Genomic DNA, 19,030 nt, shown 5'->3' on the forward strand with positions numbered 1-19,030 from the left:
CTGCCTTATTTGTGGAAAATTACCTGACCGCCAGACACCACCTCATCGACGATGCCAATCACGCACAGATCGACCGGTGACGTTTCGCTTTTATGCGCCTGGCGGGCGGAACTGCCACTCACCAGCAACACCCACTCCCCGGTTCCCGCGCCAATATTGTCGATGGCGACGGCACATTGCCCGTCAGGATTACCATGTGGATCAATCATTTCCACCATCAGCAATTTGTCATGCGCCAGTCCGTGATGGCGTACGGTACAAACAATTTGTCCAGTGACGACTGCCAGTTTCATACCCGCCTCCGTGGCGTATTTCAGGTAAAAGCTCCCCCTACCCTCCGCGGAAGGTAAAATGAAAAATGAGAGAGCGTGACGCCCGAATCGACGTCACACAGGGTGATTACAGGTTGCTGCTATCGCCTTTCAGGCCGATCGGGAACACTTCTTCCAGGTCGCCGTGCGGACGCGGGATAACGTGTACAGATACCAGCTCGCCGATACGCTGTGCCGCTGCGGCACCGGCATCGGTCGCCGCTTTACAGGCTGCAACATCACCACGAACCATGGCAGTACACAGGCCGCCGCCAATCTGCTTAACACCAACCAGCTTGACGCGCGCAGCTTTCACCATCGCGTCAGAAGCCTCAATCAGTGCAACCAGGCCCCGGGTTTCGATCATTCCTAATGCTTCCATTGTGCTTTCCTCTTTATCAGGGTCCAGAACGGGACCGTTCATTCAACCAGTGTTTGTAAACTGCTTTCGCGGTTCACTTCTGTCTGACGCGGCACAGCTGCCACCAGCGCCAGCTCGATAATTTCCTGCACACTACAACCACGAGAGAGATCGTGCATCGGCGCGGCAAGTCCTTGTATCAATGGCCCGACGGCACGATATCCGCCGAGTCGTTGTGCGATTTTGTAGCCAATATTTCCGGCTTCCAGCGACGGAAAAACCATCACATTGGCCTTGCCCTGTAGCGGGCTGGCAGGCGCTTTTTGCGCCGCCACTTCCGGCACGAAGGCGGCGTCAAACTGCAACTCGCCATCGACTACCAGCTTTGGTGCGCGCTCACGGACGATTTCTGTCGCCTGCTGGACATTGGCAACGCAGGGGTGACGGGCGCTACCGTTACTGGAAAACGACAGCATCGCCACGCGCGGCTCTTCTCCGGTGATGGCGCGCCAGGTTTCGGCGCTGGCAAGCGCGATATCCGCCAGCTGCGCCGCCGTCGGCTGTGGTACCACGCTGCAATCGGCAAAGCCCAACGCCGGACCGCTGTACTGTGGCAGCATCAGGAAAATGGATGAGAGCGTTTTACAGCCTGGCTGCAAGCCGATAATGCGTAATCCGGCACGCAGCACATTCGCCGTGGAAGAGAGGTTGCCCGCGATACAGACATCCGCTTTACCGGCGCTGACCATTGCGGCGGCGAACATCAGCGGATCGGTAAGTTTTTCCAGCGCATCCGGCGGCGTTTTTTCGCCCGCGCGGGCCAGCCAGCGATGAGCAAATTCTTCCCGCATTGCGAGGTTGCCATGCGGATCAATAACCTGTAGCCCGTCCATCGCTACGCCATGACTGAGCGCAAACTGACGAAGTTCAAACGGATTGGCGACCAGAATGGGCGTTGCCAGACCTTGTTGATGTAAATATTGCGCAGCTTTCAGCACACGTTGATCTAACGCATCCGGAAAAACCACTCTGGCGGGCGCTCGCAACGCCAGTTCACGACAACGTTCAATAATCATTGCGTTTCCCCCAGTCGTTGTTGGATCTGCTTCACCGTTAGCGGCTGCTTCGTTACGCTCAGGATCATCATCACGTAGACCGTGCTCGAAAGGCGGTTCAGCGCCTGCAAGATGTCCGGGCGTAATACTTCAAAGCTGCGGGTGATAAACACCTGCGCCGCTACGGTTTCGGTTTCCCGCACTTTGGTGCGTAGCAGATTGAGCAACGCAGCATCGCGCCCGTGGCTGGCTTCCGGCACCAGATGATCGTGGTCGAGATAGCGCAGCGGCTGGTGAGAAAGCCGATGCAGATCTTCGTCAGAAAGCCCGACAATCGCTTGATCGCCCAGCGGTTCCCCCAGCGCATCGGCACGCATAATGTTGCCAAGACGCGAACGGATATCCGCCAGCCACGGCTGCCACGGTTCCGCCAGTTCAATTTGCAGCCACACAGCCAGCGCAATGGTGCTGTCGAGAACCGCGCGAAAACCCAGACGCGGATCGCTTTTGGCAACCATTTTTTCCGCCGACAGATGAGTCAGCGTATCCGGCTTTTTTGCCACCGGCTGGCGGCACAGTTCGCAGCACGCCTGCGGATGTTCATCGCTACTGGTCAGCCCGTGAACGGGCTGTGGCTGCTGCTGCTCATCGTCAACAAACAGGCGGCCCTGCTCGTCAATAAACTTGATGCGCAGATGGCGGCTTTCCAGTAACTCCCGGGCAGAGGGCGTCAGGCGACTGTCCGCAGGGAGATGGATCTCTGCGCCTTCGCTGAGCGTATGGTTCGCTCTTAGCCATGCTTCGGTGATGAAATCTTTCATAGGGATTGCCAGTTAGCCGGCCAGGCGACATACAGGAATTTCACGCTGGATGTCGTACCAAATTCGATGCTGGAGCCTTTCGGGATAAACATCACATCGCCCGCTTTGGCGATCATGGTTTCTCCTGCGTGGCGAACATGCAGCTCCCCTTCCAGCACCATATCGATTTCGTCGTAGTTCAGGGTCCACGGGAAGAATGCGTTGTCCCACTGCATAAAACCGGCGGCCATGCTGCTGCCGTCGTCTCCGGTCACAAGGTCAGTTAAGCCCACGCAATGCGGCTCTGCGCCGTCGAAACGACCAAACTTGACGCTGCTACCATCAATCACTTTGATGCCGCCTTTGCCGGTCACCGATTTGAAGCTCGGCTGCATTGCACCCTGCTCCAGCGACTGTTTTTCCTTCATCACTTTTTCCATCAACTGCGCGACCAGGCTTTCGGTAAACTGGCCTTCCGGCAGCTGGGCAATGATGGTTTCGCGGATGCGCTGACTTTCGGTTTTATCGGCTGGCACGCTGGCGGGAACGGACGCCGTTACCGGGGACGATTCATCACATTCGGTGATGGTAAAACCCAGTAGATCCGCCACTTCACGGGCTTCCGGGGTAATAATGCTGGCGCGCAGAACCACGGACATTGCCTGTTCGCCGCGCGCGTGTGCTTCACGAATATCATTCGCTGTGATGAGTTTTTTCACCTGCTTCCTCCTGTTTGGTGAGAGATGCCAGATAATCCACCAGTTGCTGCACGCTTTGCGGGTCGTGGCTGTTTAGCTCGAAAATCGGCTCCTCGAAGCCCGTCTCAAGCAATAACTTTCGCGTTGCGGCGACGTCAGCATCCGGCATGTCCGTTTTACTGATGACGGCGATTTGCCGTTTGCTGACGCCAATATCCAGCAACCCGGCAGGCAACCGACTTTCCGGGTCATTCGCGCCGTGGACATAGATCAGCATGTCCACATCCTGTAGCGTGGTAATTAAGGCGTGATACCAGCGGGGATGGCTAAAATATTCACCCGGCGTATCAATATCGCCCTTATCATTAAATTCCACGGCCTGTGTTTTTCTGGCGAGGGTATAATTCCCCTGCAACGCATTAAATAACGTTGTTTTCCCTGCCCCGACGGTACCCACAAACGCAATTCGTTTCATGAATGCCTCGTATTAACTTTTGGTCATTTCACAAAGCGTATAATTTAATAAGCGACCTAAGCCACTGACGGTTTGTGATAACGCTTCTTCTACTGCGCCCACCGAGCCATAAATCACCAATGCACCACTGAAGCGGTCGAGAAAACCGATATGCACATCAGCGGCTTTCAATGCTAAATCACCGGCGATCATCGCCGTTTCGCCAGGAGTTAGCGTCATAATGCCAATTGCGCCCGCATCCGGAACGCCGATTTTCTTCGCCAGTTCCTCGCCGGGATGCGCGATGAGATGCGCCAGCGTGACCTGTTTGCCGGGCACAAATTCCTGAATGATGCGTTCTTTATCCATGAGTCGCCGCCTGTGAAAAACTTTCGTGTATCGTGACAATTTTTCGTCAGAGTAAATAACAAAATTCGGCAAGCGCGTTTAAAAGGTGAGGTAGATCACTAAGAATGGAGAGATATTCGCTGTGGTGCATAAACTTTCATATGCAACGCATGAATATAAATAAAATAATATCGAGATATTATATAGACTGCTTTTTTTTATTATTCGCAAACTCAGTAATAAGCTTTACTAATATATTGCAGCTAAACTGCTTACCCTGAATATTCAGGGTAAGCGTGAGAGTTAAAAAAAATTACAGCGGTTGGGTTTGCGCTTCTACCACGGCCAGCGCCACCATGTTGACGATACGACGCACCGATGCGATCGGCGTTAACACGTGAACCGGTTTCGCCACACCCATCAGCACCGGGCCGACAGTCACACCTTCCGAGCTGGAAACACGCAGTAAGTTGTAACTAATGCGGGCAGCTTCCATGTTCGGCATCACCAGAATATTGGCGGAACCTTTCAAAGAGCTGTCCGGCATACGGTCGTTGCGAATCGCTTCCACCAGCGCTGCATCGCCGTGCATTTCACCATCAATCATCAGTTCTGGTGCACGTTCCCTGACCAGTTCCAGCGCCTGACGCATTTTGCTCGACGACGGGCAGTCAGAAGAACCAAAGTTGGAGTGCGACAACAAAGCAACGCGCGGCTCAATACCAAAACGACGGACAGTTTCTGCCGCCATCAAGGTGATCTCCGCCAGCTCTTCTGCATCCGGTTCATCATTAACATATGTATCGGCAATAAAGGTGTTACCACTCGGCAGCAGCAGCGCGTTCATGGCACCTGCGGTGTGAACGCCATCGCGATAACCAAAGACATTTTTCACCACGCTAAAATGTTCATGATAATCACCCACCGTACCGCAAATCATTGCATCGGCTTCGCCACGCTGAACCATGATCGCGCCGATCACTGTCGGGTTACTGATCAACGCCCGCTGCGCCTGTTCCTGAGTGACGCCGCGACGCTTCATGATCTGGAAGTATTCGCTCCAGTACTCTTTAAAGCGCGGATCGGATTCGTTATTGACGATCTCAAAATCAACGCCCGCTTTGATCTGCAAGCCCAGTTTCTGAATGCGCATTTCGATCACGTTCGGACGACCGATAAGGATCGGTTTCGCCAGTCCCAGCGTTACCAGTTCCTGAGTGGCATGCAGAACGCGCGCCTCTTCCCCTTCCGGCAGAACTACGCGCTTCGGCGCTTTGCGAGCCTGGGAGAAAATCGGCTTCATAAACAGGTTGGTTTTGTAAACGAACTCAGTCAGCTTGTCGATGTAGACGTCGAAATCAGCAATCGGACGCGTCGCCACGCCCGACTCCATCGCCGCTTTCGCGACCGCAGGAGCGATCTTAACGATCAAGCGCGGATCAAACGGTTTTGGAATGATGTATTCAGGGCCAAAGCTAAGATCCTGATCGCCATACGCAGAAGCCACCACTTCGCTCTGTTCGGCGTGGGCCAGTTCCGCAATCGCGCGTACCGCCGCCAGTTTCATCTCTTCGTTGATGGCGGTTGCGCCAACGTCCAGCGCGCCACGGAAGATGAACGGGAAGCAAAGGACGTTGTTGACCTGGTTTGGATAGTCAGAACGACCGGTGCAGATGATGGCATCCGGACGCACTTCTTTCGCCAGCGGCGGCAGAATTTCCGGTTCCGGGTTCGCCAGCGCCAGGATCATTGGCGCTCGAGCCATTTTCTTCACCATTTCCTGGGTCAGCACTTTCGGGCCGGAACAGCCGAGGAAAATATCCGCGCCTTCAATTACATCATCGAGGGTACGTTTGCCGTCATCCACCACCGCATATGCGGCTTTGGTTTCCGCCATGTTTGGCTCACGGCCCTGATAGATAACGCCTTTTGAATCGCAAACCACGATGTTATGTTTTTGCAGACCCAGCGCTACCAGCAGGTTCATACAGGCGATTGCTGCGGCGCCCGCGCCGGAAACCACCATCCGCACGTCAGAGATGTTTTTCTCCACCACGCGCAAGCCGTTGAGGATGGCGGCAGTGCTGATAATTGCCGTGCCGTGCTGATCGTCGTGGAATACCGGAATATTCATCCGCTCGCGCAGTTTCTGTTCAATATAGAAACATTCTGGCGCTTTAATGTCTTCGAGGTTGATTCCGCCGAAGGTCGGTTCGAGCGCAGCGACGACTTCAATAAATTTGTCCGGGTCGAGTTCATCAACTTCAATGTCAAATACATCAATCCCGGCGAATTTCTTAAACAGAACGCCCTTGCCTTCCATCACCGGTTTGCCTGCCAGCGCGCCAATGTTGCCTAACCCCAGCACCGCCGTACCGTTAGAGATCACCGCCACCAGGTTACCGCGCGCGGTATATTTGTAGGCTTTTAACGGGTCTTTTTCGATTTCAAGACAAGGTGCGGCAACGCCTGGTGAGTAGGCCAGCGCCAGATCGCGCTGCGTTGCCAGAGGCTTGGTTGGAGAAACCTGGATTTTCCCTGGAACTGGAAATTCATGGAAATCAAGTGCACTTTGTTTTAACTGGTCATCCATTTGGTTGTTCCTTTCACGTAACGTTCACAAATAAAGTGTGTGGGCAACAGCCCCTGCCCACAACGTGGCGCACATTATTACCTTGCCGGAGTCTACAGACTTTGAGCAAGTCCAAACTCTCACCATTAATATAATGTTTTGGTAATAATCCTATAACACTGATGTTACCTGCTTAATCCAGCAATACCATGCCTGTCTGCTATGCTTTTTTGATGCGTTTAGCGAAATTTCTCAGAAGTGTGAATTAACGCACTCATCTAACACTTTACTTTTCAAGGAGTATTTCCTATGAACGAGTTAGACGGCATCAAACAGTTCACCACTGTCGTGGCAGACAGCGGCGATATTGAGTCCATTCGCCATTATCATCCCCAGGATGCCACCACCAATCCTTCGCTGTTGCTCAAGGCTGCCGGATTATCACAATATGAGCATTTAATAGACGATGCTATCGCCTGGGGTAAAAAAAATGGCAAGACCCAGGAACAACAGGTGGTCGCAGCGTGTGACAAACTGGCGGTCAATTTCGGTGCTGAAATTCTCAAAATCGTACCCGGTCGCGTGTCAACAGAAGTTGATGCACGCCTCTCTTTTGATAAAGAAAAGAGTATTGAGAAGGCGCGCCATCTGGTGGACTTGTATCAGCAACAAGGCGTTGAGAAATCACGCATTCTGATCAAACTGGCTTCGACCTGGGAAGGAATTCGCGCGGCAGAAGAGCTGGAAAAAGAAGGTATTAACTGCAACCTGACGCTGCTGTTTTCTTTTGCACAGACGCGGGCCTGTGCAGAAGCGGGCGTTTTTCTGATTTCGCCGTTTGTCGGGCGTATTTATGACTGGTATCAGGCACGCAAGCCGATGGACCCATATGTGGTGGAAGAAGATCCGGGCGTTAAATCGGTGCGCAATATCTACGACTACTATAAGCAACACCACTATGAAACCATTGTGATGGGCGCGAGCTTCCGTCGCACCGAACAAATCCTCGCCTTAACCGGCTGCGATCGACTGACTATCGCACCGAATTTGCTGAAGGAGCTGCAGGAAAAAGTTTCGCCAGTGGTACGTAAATTAATCCCACCTTCTCAGACGTTCCCACGCCCAGCTCCCATGAGCGAAGCGGAGTTCCGTTGGGAGCACAATCAGGATGCGATGGCGGTAGAAAAACTGTCTGAAGGCATTCGTCTGTTCGCCGTTGATCAACGCAAACTGGAAGATCTTCTTGCCGCCAAACTATAAACCAGCCACGGAGTGTTATATGTCCCGAAAAGACCTTGCCAATGCGATTCGCGCACTCAGTATGGATGCGGTACAAAAAGCCAATTCTGGTCATCCCGGCGCGCCGATGGGCATGGCTGATATTGCTGAAGTGCTGTGGAACGATTTTCTTAAACATAACCCTACCGACCCAACCTGGTATGATCGCGACCGCTTTATTCTTTCCAACGGTCACGCATCGATGCTGCTCTACAGTTTGCTGCATCTGACCGGTTACGACCTGCCGCTGGAAGAGCTGAAGAACTTTCGTCAACTGCATTCGAAAACCCCTGGCCACCCGGAAATCGGCTATACGCCCGGAGTTGAAACCACCACCGGTCCTCTTGGACAAGGTTTGGCGAACGCCGTCGGGCTGGCGATAGCGGAACGTACGCTGGCTGCACAGTTTAACCAGCCAGACCATGAGATCGTCGATCACTTCACCTATGTGTTTATGGGCGACGGCTGCCTGATGGAAGGTATTTCCCACGAAGTCTGTTCGCTGGCGGGCACGCTGGGACTGGGCAAGCTGATTGGTTTTTACGATCACAACGGTATTTCGATTGATGGAGAAACCGAAGGCTGGTTTACCGACGATACGGCAAAACGTTTTGAAGCCTATCACTGGCATGTGATCCATGAAATCGACGGTCACGATCCGCAGGCGGTGAAGGAAGCGATCCTTGAAGCGCAAAGCGTGAAAGATAAGCCGTCGCTGATTATCTGCCGTACGGTGATTGGTTTTGGTTCGCCGAATAAAGCAGGTAAGGAAGAGGCGCACGGCGCACCGCTGGGGGAAGAAGAAGTGGCGCTGGCACGGCAAAAACTGGGCTGGCACCATCCGCCATTTGAGATCCCTAAAGAGATTTATCACGCCTGGGATGCCCGCGAAAAAGGCGAAAAAGCGCAGCAGAGCTGGAATGAGAAGTTTGCCGCCTATAAAAAGGCTCATCCGCAACTGGCAGAAGAGTTTACCCGTCGGATGAGCGGTGGTTTACCGAAGGACTGGGAGAAAACGACTCAGAAATATATCAATGAGTTGCAGGCGAATCCGGCGAAAATCGCTACCCGTAAGGCTTCGCAAAATACGCTTAACGCTTACGGGCCGATACTACCGGAGCTGCTCGGCGGTTCGGCGGATCTGGCTCCCAGCAACCTGACCATCTGGAAAGGTTCTGTTTCGCTGAAGGAAGATCCGGCGGGCAACTACATTCACTACGGGGTGCGTGAATTTGGCATGACCGCTATCGCCAATGGCATTGCGCACCACGGTGGCTTTGTGCCGTATACCGCGACGTTCCTGATGTTTGTTGAATACGCCCGTAACGCCGCGCGGATGGCGGCACTGATGAAAGCGCGGCAGATTATGGTTTATACCCACGACTCAATTGGCCTGGGCGAAGATGGTCCGACGCACCAGGCTGTTGAGCAACTGGCCAGTCTGCGCTTAACGCCAAATTTCAGCACCTGGCGACCGTGCGATCAGGTGGAAGCGGCGGTGGGCTGGAAGCTGGCGGTTGAGCGCCACAACGGACCGACGGCACTGATTCTCTCCAGGCAGAATCTGGCCCAGGTGGAACGTACGCCGGATCAGGTTAAAGAGATTGCTCGTGGCGGTTATGTGCTGAAAGACAGCGGCGGTAAGCCAGATATTATTTTGATTGCCACCGGTTCAGAGATGGAAATCACCCTGCAAGCGGCGGAGAAATTAGCGGGAGAAGGTCGCAATGTTCGCGTAGTTTCCCTGCCCTCGACCGATATTTTCGACGCCCAGGATGAGGAATATCGGGAGTCGGTGTTGCCTTCTAACGTTGCGGCTCGCGTGGCGGTGGAAGCAGGTATTGCCGATTACTGGTACAAGTATGTTGGTCTGAAAGGGGCAATTGTCGGGATGACGGGTTACGGGGAATCTGCTCCGGCGGATAAGCTGTTCCCGTTCTTTGGCTTTACCGCCGAGAATATTGTGGCAAAAGCGCATAAGGTGCTGGGAGTGAAAGGTGCCTGATACTGACCGGCAGATGCTGATTGCCGGATGCGACGCTGACGCGTCTTATCCGGCCTACAGCGTCTTATCCGGTCTACATGTCCCCGCTATTTTGTTTAACGGGTGATCCACAACGTGGGCCAGGCATCTGGCCCATGCCAGTTATCGCAGGTCGGTTCTGCGGCGTAACGCACCAGGCGAAAACGCTGGCCGTCAAAGCGCCAGCGCGCCTGAATGCCGCAATCGCTTAATCCGCGCCCTTTCGCTAAGGTCACCAGTTCACGCGATTTCTCATCAAATGTTGCGTTCATCAGTTCCAGTTCATTTGTCTCCTGCCCGTTGTTGAACGGCAAACGCAACCGAACCGGACGCGAGGCCAGCGGCTTTTTACGCGACACAATCCATGCCAAATCAATGGTGTTATAGGCCCCTGCCTCACAGCTAATCATCATCAGCGCTTTATCATCAGTCAGCGCAGTGACATTCACCTCACGACGTAACGGATCAAGCGAGCAGCGCAGACCATTCATCCGCCAGTTTCCATAATCCAGCAAATCGTTACGTTCTTCGAGTGAGAGTGGCGTCGGCGTTGGGTTAACCACCGCGACCTCTTTCAACGCAGGCGCTGGCGGTACGCTGAGCGGCGGTTCGTCCCCTTTCTTTATCCAGGCGGTTTCACTGCCAACGCGCTTTTGCTGAGCATCAATAAACAACAACGCCGCTTTTAAGCCACTCAGAGAAATGGTCTGATTGCCGTCGCGTAAGGTGATCGCCTTCCCTTCCTGAATCATCTGCAAAAACTCGGTGATGGTTGCCGTATCATCGGTTACTAATAACCATGGTGAAATCCGCCACTTGTCACCACTTAACGCCAACGGCTCACCATCTAACAGCAGCCGTGGCGCTATCTCCCCTTCAGACGCATCCGGCGACTTCAACCCGCCGCGCTCAATACGTAAAACGGCATCGGTATGCGCCCCGGCGCTGCGGCTCAGGGTCATCACCAGTCCATTATGATCGCCCGTATTACGCGCCACGCAGAAGTTTTGGTTATTACAGGTGACCTGCCAGTCGGAAAACGCCCGTTGCGCTGGTGCCGCCCACACCAAAGACGTCGGCAACAAAGCGAAAAAAAAGAGAAGGAAAATGCGATAGCGCATGGACGGTACGACCCCAGAAGTTCAAACAAACAGCACAAGTCGTATCTTCGTTGCGCAGGTAGCGCGGCTCAATCGGATTTGTCGGATTGAGCCAACAATAAACAACGAAATATTATTGTTATTTTTCAGTCCATTAAATGTGACGTTTGCAAATAGTTAAGCAATAACACCGTCTTACCGTCACGTATCTCGCCGGTTTTGATCATCTCCAGCGCCTGGCTGAACGGCAGCTCGAGCACTTCAATATCTTCATCTTCGACACCGCCACCGGCGTTAGCGCGCTGATTGTCACTGTATTCGGCGATAAAAAAGTGGATTAGCTCAGTCACACCGCCTGGCGACATATACAGTTCAAATAATTTGCGCACTTCGCCCACTTCATAGCCCGTCTCTTCAATCGCTTCTTTACGAATGCACACTTCCGGTTCGTCGTTATCCAGCAGCCCGGCGCAGGTTTCAATCAGCTTCCCGCTTTCATTGCCATTAACCCAGGTAGCGACACGGAACTGACGAATCAGAACCACGGTCTTTTTCTTCGCGTTGTACAGGAGGATCGTCGCACCATTACCGCGATCGTAAACTTCACGTTTATGGCGGATAACTTCGCCATCTTTGCGCGTGAGATCGTAAGTAATGTTGTGCAGGGTGAAATAGTTATCGGAGAGAATTTTGTCTTTAATGAGGGTGATTTGTTGCGTCATACCGACTCCACAGCGCGAAATGAACAATTATATTACGCTGTGAAGTCGGGTTTGTCTGCGCAGGCTATCAGTGAGATTTGACTGATTTTACCCCCAGCCAGTCAATAATCCCCTGTGCCGCATGACGTCCTTCTGCCATTGCGGTAACCACCAGATCCGCACCACGCACGGCGTCGCCACCGGCGAAGATTTTCGGATTGGTGGTCTGGTAACGGTACTGGCTTTCCACATCCGCGATGATGCGGCCCCATTTGTCTACCGTTACACCGTGCGACTCCAGCCACGGCATCCCGTGCGGATTGAAGCCAAACGCCATAATCACCGCGTCGGCTGGCATGACAAATTCACTGCCTTCCACCGGTACTGGACGCCGACGCCCCTGGGCATCCGGCTCGCCAAGACGCGTGCGCAGGAAACGAATCCCGCAGACGTGACCTTGTTCATTCAGCTCAAGCGCCACCGGCTGGACGTTAAATTCGAAGTTGGCCCCCTCTTCGCGGGCGTTCTTCACCTCTTTCTTCGAGCCTGGCATGTTAGCTTCATCACGACGATAAGCGCAGGTGACGTTACTCGCGCCGTGGCGCAGCGCAGTACGCACACAGTCCATCGCGGTGTCGCCGCCGCCCAGTACCACGACGTTAAGTCCGGCGGTATTGATAAACGGCTCTTCCGGTAGCTCTTCGAGCCCCATCACCTGTTTAGTGTTGGCGATGAGGAACGGCAGCGCGTCATAAACGCCTGGCGCATCTTCATTGGGTAAACCCGCTTTCATGGAACGGTAAGTGCCTACGCCAACGAAGACCGCGTCATATTGTTCCAAAAGCGAATCCAAAGAGACATCTTTACCCACTTCACAATTGAGTTCGAAGTGAATCCCCATCGCGCTGAAGATTTCCCGACGGCGTGCCAGCAGGGATTTATCCAGTTTGAAAGAAGGAATGCCGAAAGTGAGCAAGCCACCAATTTCTGGATGGCGATCGTACACCGTCACCGCCACGCCATTGCGGGTCAGAACATCCGCACAGGCCAGCCCTGCCGGACCTGCACCGATAATCGCCACCCGCTTGTCCACTTTGGTGACATGGCTTAAGTCAGGACGCCAACCTTTCGCCAACGCCTGATCTGAAATGTAGCGTTCAATGTTGCCGATAGTTACCGCGCCGTGCTCATCGCGAATAGTACAGGCACCTTCACACAAACGGTCTTGCGGACAAACGCGTCCGGTAATTTCCGGCAGGGTGTTGGTCAGGTGAGAAAGCTCGACGGCGGCGTCGATGTTTCCGGCTTTCACCAGTTCAATCCACTGCGGTATATGGTTATGCAGCGGGCAGGTCCATTCACAAACGCTGTGCTCGCCGCATTTAAGGCAGCGCGAGGCTTCCCGTTGTGCCTGATCGGCACGGAATGGCAGATAAATTTCATCAAAACCGGTTTTGCGCGCTTCAATCGCCAGTTTATCCGGCTCGCCACGCGCGGGCGTTGCCTGCATTTGTTCGACTTTACTCATTACCGGCATTTCTTGTGCAGCGGTACTGGCATGCCACGGTTGATGTTCCTGACGCGCGGTGCGCAAGCGGCGGGATTTCGCCATGCCGGAGAGTGCGGCGTCAGTGACCAGTTGCAGCGCGTCCGCCGGGCAATTCTCGACACAGGCAGGACCGTTTTCGCGCCCTGCACAAAGGTCGCATTTATGCGCCGTGGCTTTAACTTTGCCCGCTGCGACGGGTGTCAGGACGATTTGCATCGTACCAAACGGACAGGCCACCACGCAGGATTTACAGCCAATACACTTTTGCTGATTGACCTGAATGCTGTCATCAACGTGGCTGATTGCGCCATTAGGGCAGCTACGGGCGCAGGGCGCATCTTCACAATGGTGACAGGTCACTGCACCACGTTGCTGCTGATGTTTGATAACCGTAATTCGGGGATGAAAATGGTGTTGGCTCAGGACATGTTGCTCATCATTGTGAGCCATGACACAGGCGATTTCACAAGCATGACAACCCAGACATTGCTGACTGTTGGCCATAATAAAACGATTCATAACGACCTTCTTTTTTGGTTGTAAAAACCTTATTCTTTATATGAGTGTTGTTATTACCCGACTTACAGGGGAATCGGCAATGTTCATGTGCCCAGAATAAGTAACTATTTCGCTATAAACTGTGGCAGATCAAATAATCCCATCACTGACTAAATTGCGTTTCAGCGAACTGGAACATTAATGATTTTTTGTGGAGAAGACGCGTGTGATTGTTAAACGACCCGTCTCGGCCAGTCTGGCCCGGGCCTTTTTTTACATTGTGCTGCTGTCGATTCTTTCCACGGGTATCGCTCTGCTAACTCTGGCGAGCAGTTTGCGCGACGCTGAGGCTATCAATATTGCCGGATCGCTGCGTATGCAGAGTTACCGCCTGGGCTACGACTTGCAAAGTGGCAGTCCACAACTCAATGCACATCGCCAGTTATTTCAGCAGGCACTGCATTCACCGGTATTAACCAACCTCAACGTCTGGTATGTGCCAGAAGCAGTAAAAACTCGCTATGCGCATCTGAATGCCAACTGGCTGGAGATGAATAATCGGCTCAGCAAGGGCGATTTGCCGTGGTATCAGGCCAATATTAATAATTATGTTAATCAGATAGACCTGTTCGTGCTGGCTTTACAGCACTACGCTGAACGCAAAATGCTGCTGGTGGTGGCGATTTCCCTGGCTGGCGGCATCGGTATTTTCACGCTGGTCTTTTTTACTTTGCGCCGCATACGCCATCAGGTGGTTGCCCCGCTGAATCAGCTGGTTACCGCCAGTCAGCGTATTGAACACGGGCAGTTCGACTCGCCGCCGCTGGATACCAGTCTGCCGAATGAGCTTGGTCTACTTGCAAAAACCTTTAACCAGATGTCGAGCGAGCTGCATAAATTGTACCGTTCGCTGGAAGCGTCAGTAGAAGAAAAGACCCGCGATCTCCACGAGGCCAAGCGTCGTCTGGAGGTGTTGTATCAATGTTCGCAGGCGCTGAACACCAGCCAGATTGATGTGCATTGTTTCCGCCATATTTTGCAGATTGTTCGCGACAATGAAGCGGCTGAATATCTGGAGTTAAATGTCGGTGAAAACTGGCGGATTAGCGAAGGGCAACCAAACCCGGAATTGCCGATGCAGATTTTACCGGTGACAATGCAAGAGACGGTTTACGGCGAACTGCACTGGCAAAATAGTCACGTTTCATCATCAGAACCGCTGCTTAACAGCGTTTCGTCGATGCTGGGACGCGGTTTGTACTTTAATCAGGCGCAGAAGCATTTTCAGCAGTTATTGTTGATGGAAGAACGTGCAACCATCGCCCGCGAATTGCACGACTCGCTGGCTCAGGTACTTTCTTACTTACGTATCCAGTTGACGTTACTTAAGCGTTCGATACCGGAAGATAACGCCACCGCACAAAGTATCATGGCCGATTTTTCCCAGGCGTTGAATGATGCTTATCGGCAGTTACGCGAGCTGTTGACTACTTTCCGCCTGACGCTGCAGCAGGCGGATCTCCCCTCCGCGTTGAGGGAAATGCTGGATACGTTACAAAATCAAACCAGCGCCAAACTGACCCTCGACTGCCGTCTGCCAACCCTGGCGCTGGATGCGCAAATGCAGGTGCATTTGTTGCAAATTATTCGCGAAGCGGTGCTGAATGCGATGAAGCACGCCAACGCCAGCGAAATCGCCGTCAGTTGCGTCACCGCGCCGGACGGCAATCACACGGTTTATATCCGTGATAACGGGATTGGTATCGGTGAACCGAAAGAACCCGAAGGTCATTATGGTCTGAATATCATGCGCGAACGCGCGGAACGGCTGGGTGGGACGCTGACTTTTTCACAACCTTCCGGCGGCGGCACGTTAGTGAGTATTAGCTTTCGCTCTGCGGAGGGTGAGGAAAGTCAGTTGATGTAATGCCTCCTACTGACCAAAGAATACTTGCACTTAAGGTTCAGTATAAAAGGGCATGATAATTTACATTAACTCCTTTTTTTCTCCACGATTGGCTCGTACCTTGCCGCTACAGTGAAGCAAGTCAAGCCTACAACGATACGCAGAAACACGAGGTCCTCTTTTAATGGCGAATTTCTTTATTGATCGCCCCATTTTTGCCTGGGTGCTGGCAATCCTGTTGTGTCTGACAGGTACCCTGGCGATTTTTTCATTGCCCGTTGAACAATACCCCGATCTCGCGCCACCGAATGTGCGAGTGACCGCTAACTATCCCGGCGCATCGGCCCAGACGCTGGAAAACACCGTGACCCAGGTTATCGAGCAAAATATGACCGGCCTCGATAATCTCATGTATATGTCATCTCAGAGCAGTGGCACCGGTCAGGCATCTGTCACTTTAAGTTTTAAAGCAGGCACCGATCCGGACGAAGCCGTTCAGCAAGTACAAAACCAGCTGCAATCAGCCATGCGAAAGTTACCGCAGGCGGTGCAAAATCAGGGCGTGACGGTGCGTAAAACCGGCGATACCAATATTCTGACCATTGCTTTCGTCTCTACCGATGGTTCGATGGATAAACAGGATATTGCCGATTATGTTGCCAGTAATATTCAGGACCCGTTAAGCCGCGTGAATGGCGTCGGGGATATCGATGCCTATGGTTCGCAATATTCCATGCGTATCTGGCTGGACCCGGCGAAACTCAACAGTTTCCAGATGACGGCTAAAGATGTCACTGATGCCATTGAGTCACAGAACGCGCAGATTGCGGTTGGGCAACTTGGGGGTACACCTTCCGTCGATAAGCAGGCGCTCAACGCCACCATTAACGCCCAGTCACTGCTGCAAACACCAGAACAGTTCCGCGATATCACCTTGCGGGTGAATCAGGATGGCTCAGAGGTAAGGCTGGGCGATGTCGCCACCGTCGAAATGGGGGCGGAGAAATACGATTATCTTAGCCGCTTCAATGGTAAGCCAGCCTCCGGGTTGGGGGTAAAACTGGCCTCCGGCGCAAACGAAATGGCGACAGCGGAGCTGGTGCTCAATCGTCTCGACGAGCTGGCGCAGTACTTCCCGCACGGACTGGAATACAAGGTGGCGTATGAAACCACCTCGTTTGTTAAAGCCTCCATTGAAGACGTGGTGAAAACGCTGCTGGAAGCTATCGCCCTGGTTTTCCTCGTTATGTATCTGTTCCTGCAAAACTTCCGCGCCACGCTGATACCCACTATCGCCGTGCCGGTGGTGTTGATGGGAACCTTCTCCGTACTTTACGCCTTCGGTTACAGCGTCAACACCTTAACCATGTTTGCGATGGTACTGGCTATCGGTCTGCTGGTGGATGACGCCATCGTGGTGGTGGAAAACGTCGAACGTATTATGAGTGAGGAAGGACTCACTCCTCGCGAAGCCACACGTAAATCGATGGGGCAGATCCAGGGGGCACTGGTCGGGATTGCGATGGTGCTTTCGGCGGTATTTGTACCAATGGCCTTCTTCGGCGGCACCACCGGTGCCATCTATCGCCAGTTCTCTATTACCATTGTTGCGGCGATGGTGCTGTCAGTACTGGTAGCGATGATCCTCACTCCGGCTCTGTGTGCCACACTACTTAAGCCACTGAAAAAAGGTGAGCATCACGGGCAAAAAGGCTTTTTTGCCTGGTTTAACCAGATGTTTAACCGCAACGCCGAACGCTACGAAAAAGGGGTGGCGAAAATTCTCCACCGTAGCCTGCGCTGGATTGTGATTTATGTCCTGCTGCTTGGCGGCATGGTGTTCCTGTTCCTGCGTTTGCCGACGTCGTTCTTACCGCTGGAAGACCGTGGCATGTTTACTACCTCGGTACAATTGCCCAGCGGTTCAACCCAACAACAGACCCTGAAAGTCGTTGAGCAAATCGAGAAATATTACTTCACCCATGAAAAAGACAACATCATGTCGGTGTTTGCCACCGTTGGCTCTGGTCCTGGGGGCAACGGGCAAAACGTGGCGCGAATGTTTATCCGTCTGAAAGACTGGAGCGAACGCGACAGTAAGACCGGCACCTCGTTTGCCATTATCGAGCGTGCAACGAAGGCGTTTAACAAGATTAAAGAAGCTCGCGTTATCGCCAGCAGCCCGCCAGCAATTAGCGGTCTTGGCAGTTCTGCGGGTTTTGATATGGAGTTGCAGGACCACGCTGGAGCAGGTCACGATGCGCTGATGGCAGCACGTAACCAGTTGCTGGCGCTGGCGGCGGAAAACCCGAAGCTAACCCGTGTGCGCCATAACGGCCTCGACGACAGTCCGCAGTTGCAGATTGATATCGACCAGCGTAAAGCTCAGGCGCTGGGCGTTGCTATCGACGATATTAACGACACACTGCAAACCGCCTGGGGTTCGAGCTATGTGAATGACTTTATGGATCGCGGTCGCGTGAAGAAAGTCTATGTGCAGGCAGCTGCGCCGTATCGCATGCTGCCAGATGACATCAATCTCTGGTATGTCCGAAATAAAGATGGCGGCATGGTGCCCTTCTCTGCTTTCGCGACCTCACGCTGGGAGACAGGCTCGCCGCGTCTGGAACGCTATAACGGTTATTCTGCGGTTGAAATTGTTGGGGAAGCCGCACCGGGGGTCAGTACCGGTACGGCGATGGATATTATGGAATCGTTAGTGAAGCAGCTGCCAAACGGCTTTGGTCTGGAGTGGACGGCGATGTCGTATCAGGAGCGGCTTTCCGGCGCGCAGGCTCCGGCGCTGTACGCCATTTCCTTGCTGGTGGTATTCCTGTGTCTGGCTGCATTGTATGAAAGCTGGTCGGTACCGTTCTCGGTAATGCTGGTCGTGCCGCTGGGGGTAATCGGCGCGCTGCTGGCAACCTGGATGCGCGGGCTGGAAAACGACGTTTACTTCCAGGTGGGCCTGTTAACGGTCATTGGTTTATCGGCGAAAAACGCCATCCTGATCGTCGAGTTTGCTAACGAGATGAACCAAAAAGGCCACGACCTGTTTGAAGCAACGCTCCACGCCTGCCGTCAGCGTTTACGCCCGATTCTGATGACCTCGCTGGCATTTATCTTCGGCGTATTGCCAATGGCAACCAGCACGGGTGCCGGTTCCGGTGGTCAGCATGCGGTGGGTACTGGCGTAATGGGCGGGATGATTTCAGCTACTATTCTGGCTATTTACTTCGTGCCGCTGTTCTTTGTGCTGGTGCGCCGCCGCTTCCCGCTGAAGCCGCGCCCGGAATAAGCAATAAAAAAGGCGACATGCTAATGCGTCGCCTTTTTCAACTTTCCGATTAAGAACCTGCTCAGCGGGTTCTTGCTG

General features: G+C 53.3%; 15 protein-coding genes. 4 read left to right on the forward strand and 11 right to left on the reverse strand.

All coding sequences use genetic code 11. The features are described 5' to 3' along the window. Positions 1-5: 5 nt before the first annotated feature. The 8 genes from eutN to maeB all read right to left on the reverse strand — a co-directional run bounded on the left by eutN (position 6) and on the right by maeB (position 6,620). On the reverse strand, positions 6-293 hold the full coding sequence (gene eutN / locus HUZ68_RS16205; RefSeq protein WP_000762193.1) for an ethanolamine utilization microcompartment protein EutN: 288 nt from the start codon (positions 291-293) through the stop codon (positions 6-8). Positions 294-399: 106 nt separating this feature from the next. After that, positions 400-693, reverse strand: a complete 294-nt coding sequence (gene eutM / locus HUZ68_RS16210; protein ID WP_000387713.1) for an ethanolamine utilization microcompartment protein EutM — start codon at positions 691-693, stop codon at positions 400-402. Between the two features lie 38 nt (positions 694-731). Next, entirely contained in the window at positions 732-1,748 is a 1,017-nt protein-coding gene (gene pta / locus HUZ68_RS16215) for a phosphate acetyltransferase (protein WP_000582977.1), read from the reverse strand. Continuing rightward, positions 1,745-2,548: an ethanolamine utilization cob(I)yrinic acid a,c-diamide adenosyltransferase EutT gene (gene eutT / locus HUZ68_RS16220; RefSeq protein WP_021552032.1), complete on the reverse strand. Its 804-nt coding sequence runs from the start codon at positions 2,546-2,548 to the stop codon at positions 1,745-1,747. The genes pta and eutT overlap by 4 nt, the downstream gene beginning before the upstream one ends. Continuing rightward, a complete protein-coding gene (eutQ, locus tag HUZ68_RS16225; protein WP_000733916.1) occupies positions 2,545-3,246 on the reverse strand; it encodes an ethanolamine utilization acetate kinase EutQ in 702 nt (233 codons plus the stop codon). Before eutQ ends, eutT begins: the two co-directional genes overlap by 4 nt. After that, positions 3,221-3,700, reverse strand: a complete 480-nt coding sequence (gene eutP / locus HUZ68_RS16230; RefSeq protein WP_000820782.1) for an ethanolamine utilization acetate kinase EutP — start codon at positions 3,698-3,700, stop codon at positions 3,221-3,223. The genes eutQ and eutP overlap by 26 nt, the downstream gene beginning before the upstream one ends. A gap of 12 nt (positions 3,701-3,712) precedes the next feature. Continuing rightward, entirely contained in the window at positions 3,713-4,048 is a 336-nt protein-coding gene (gene eutS / locus HUZ68_RS16235; protein WP_000356956.1) for an ethanolamine utilization microcompartment protein EutS, read from the reverse strand. A 292-nt stretch (positions 4,049-4,340) separates the two neighbouring features. Continuing rightward, positions 4,341-6,620 carry an NADP-dependent malic enzyme gene (maeB, locus tag HUZ68_RS16240; RefSeq protein ID WP_203037245.1) on the reverse strand — a complete coding sequence of 760 codons (2,280 nt, stop codon included), beginning with the start codon at positions 6,618-6,620 and terminating at the stop codon, positions 4,341-4,343. A 288-nt stretch (positions 6,621-6,908) separates the two neighbouring features. On the opposite strand from maeB, the gene tal reads away from it, so the two are divergent. Continuing rightward, a complete protein-coding gene (gene tal, locus HUZ68_RS16245; protein WP_001502659.1) occupies positions 6,909-7,859 on the forward strand; it encodes a transaldolase in 951 nt (316 codons plus the stop codon). A gap of 19 nt (positions 7,860-7,878) precedes the next feature. Further along, the gene (tkt, locus tag HUZ68_RS16250; RefSeq protein ID WP_089622712.1) at positions 7,879-9,882 is read left to right on the forward strand and encodes a transketolase; all 2,004 of its coding nucleotides are present in this window, start codon (positions 7,879-7,881) and stop codon (positions 9,880-9,882) included. Positions 9,883-9,977: 95 nt separating this feature from the next. Here the strand turns inward: tkt and HUZ68_RS16255 are convergent, their stop codons facing one another. From HUZ68_RS16255 to aegA, 3 genes are all read right to left on the reverse strand, one after another. After that, entirely contained in the window at positions 9,978-11,021 is a 1,044-nt protein-coding gene (locus HUZ68_RS16255) for a DUF1176 domain-containing protein (protein WP_059321204.1), read from the reverse strand. A 125-nt stretch (positions 11,022-11,146) separates the two neighbouring features. Beyond that, positions 11,147-11,722: a GDP-mannose pyrophosphatase NudK gene (gene nudK, locus HUZ68_RS16260; protein WP_003805305.1), complete on the reverse strand. Its 576-nt coding sequence runs from the start codon at positions 11,720-11,722 to the stop codon at positions 11,147-11,149. Positions 11,723-11,789: 67 nt separating this feature from the next. Beyond that, complete coding sequence (aegA, locus tag HUZ68_RS16265) at positions 11,790-13,769, reverse strand: formate-dependent uric acid utilization protein AegA (RefSeq protein ID WP_033815544.1); 1,980 nt, start codon at positions 13,767-13,769, stop codon at positions 11,790-11,792. A gap of 205 nt (positions 13,770-13,974) precedes the next feature. Here aegA and narQ point away from each other — a divergent pair, with 205 nt between their 5' ends. Continuing rightward, positions 13,975-15,675 carry a nitrate/nitrite two-component system sensor histidine kinase NarQ gene (gene narQ / locus HUZ68_RS16270; RefSeq protein ID WP_001307936.1) on the forward strand — a complete coding sequence of 567 codons (1,701 nt, stop codon included), beginning with the start codon at positions 13,975-13,977 and terminating at the stop codon, positions 15,673-15,675. 163 nt (positions 15,676-15,838) lie between these two features. Next, a complete protein-coding gene (gene acrD, locus HUZ68_RS16275; protein WP_001273143.1) occupies positions 15,839-18,952 on the forward strand; it encodes a multidrug efflux RND transporter permease AcrD in 3,114 nt (1,037 codons plus the stop codon). Positions 18,953-19,030: the final 78 nt, after the last annotated feature.

The sequence above is a fragment of the Shigella dysenteriae genome (assembly GCF_022354085.1).
Taxonomy (GTDB): Bacteria; Pseudomonadota; Gammaproteobacteria; order Enterobacterales; family Enterobacteriaceae; genus Escherichia; species Escherichia coli.

Coding starts and splice junctions, on each gene's coding strand:
- maeB (WP_203037245.1), bottom strand. CDS start 6,620: ATGGATGACCAGTTAAAACAAAGTGCACTTGATTTCCATGAATTTCCA.
- eutN (WP_000762193.1), bottom strand. CDS start 293: ATGAAACTGGCAGTCGTCACTGGACAAATTGTTTGTACCGTACGCCAT.
- eutS (WP_000356956.1), bottom strand. CDS start 4,048: ATGGATAAAGAACGCATCATTCAGGAATTTGTGCCCGGCAAACAGGTC.
- nudK (WP_003805305.1), bottom strand. CDS start 11,722: ATGACGCAACAAATCACCCTCATTAAAGACAAAATTCTCTCCGATAAC.
- eutP (WP_000820782.1), bottom strand. CDS start 3,700: ATGAAACGAATTGCGTTTGTGGGTACCGTCGGGGCAGGGAAAACAACG.
- eutT (WP_021552032.1), bottom strand. CDS start 2,548: ATGAAAGATTTCATCACCGAAGCATGGCTAAGAGCGAACCATACGCTC.
- tkt (WP_089622712.1), top strand. CDS start 7,879: ATGTCCCGAAAAGACCTTGCCAATGCGATTCGCGCACTCAGTATGGAT.
- acrD (WP_001273143.1), top strand. CDS start 15,839: ATGGCGAATTTCTTTATTGATCGCCCCATTTTTGCCTGGGTGCTGGCA.
- tal (WP_001502659.1), top strand. CDS start 6,909: ATGAACGAGTTAGACGGCATCAAACAGTTCACCACTGTCGTGGCAGAC.
- aegA (WP_033815544.1), bottom strand. CDS start 13,769: ATGAATCGTTTTATTATGGCCAACAGTCAGCAATGTCTGGGTTGTCAT.
- pta (WP_000582977.1), bottom strand. CDS start 1,748: ATGATTATTGAACGTTGTCGTGAACTGGCGTTGCGAGCGCCCGCCAGA.
- HUZ68_RS16255 (WP_059321204.1), bottom strand. CDS start 11,021: ATGCGCTATCGCATTTTCCTTCTCTTTTTTTTCGCTTTGTTGCCGACG.
- eutM (WP_000387713.1), bottom strand. CDS start 693: ATGGAAGCATTAGGAATGATCGAAACCCGGGGCCTGGTTGCACTGATT.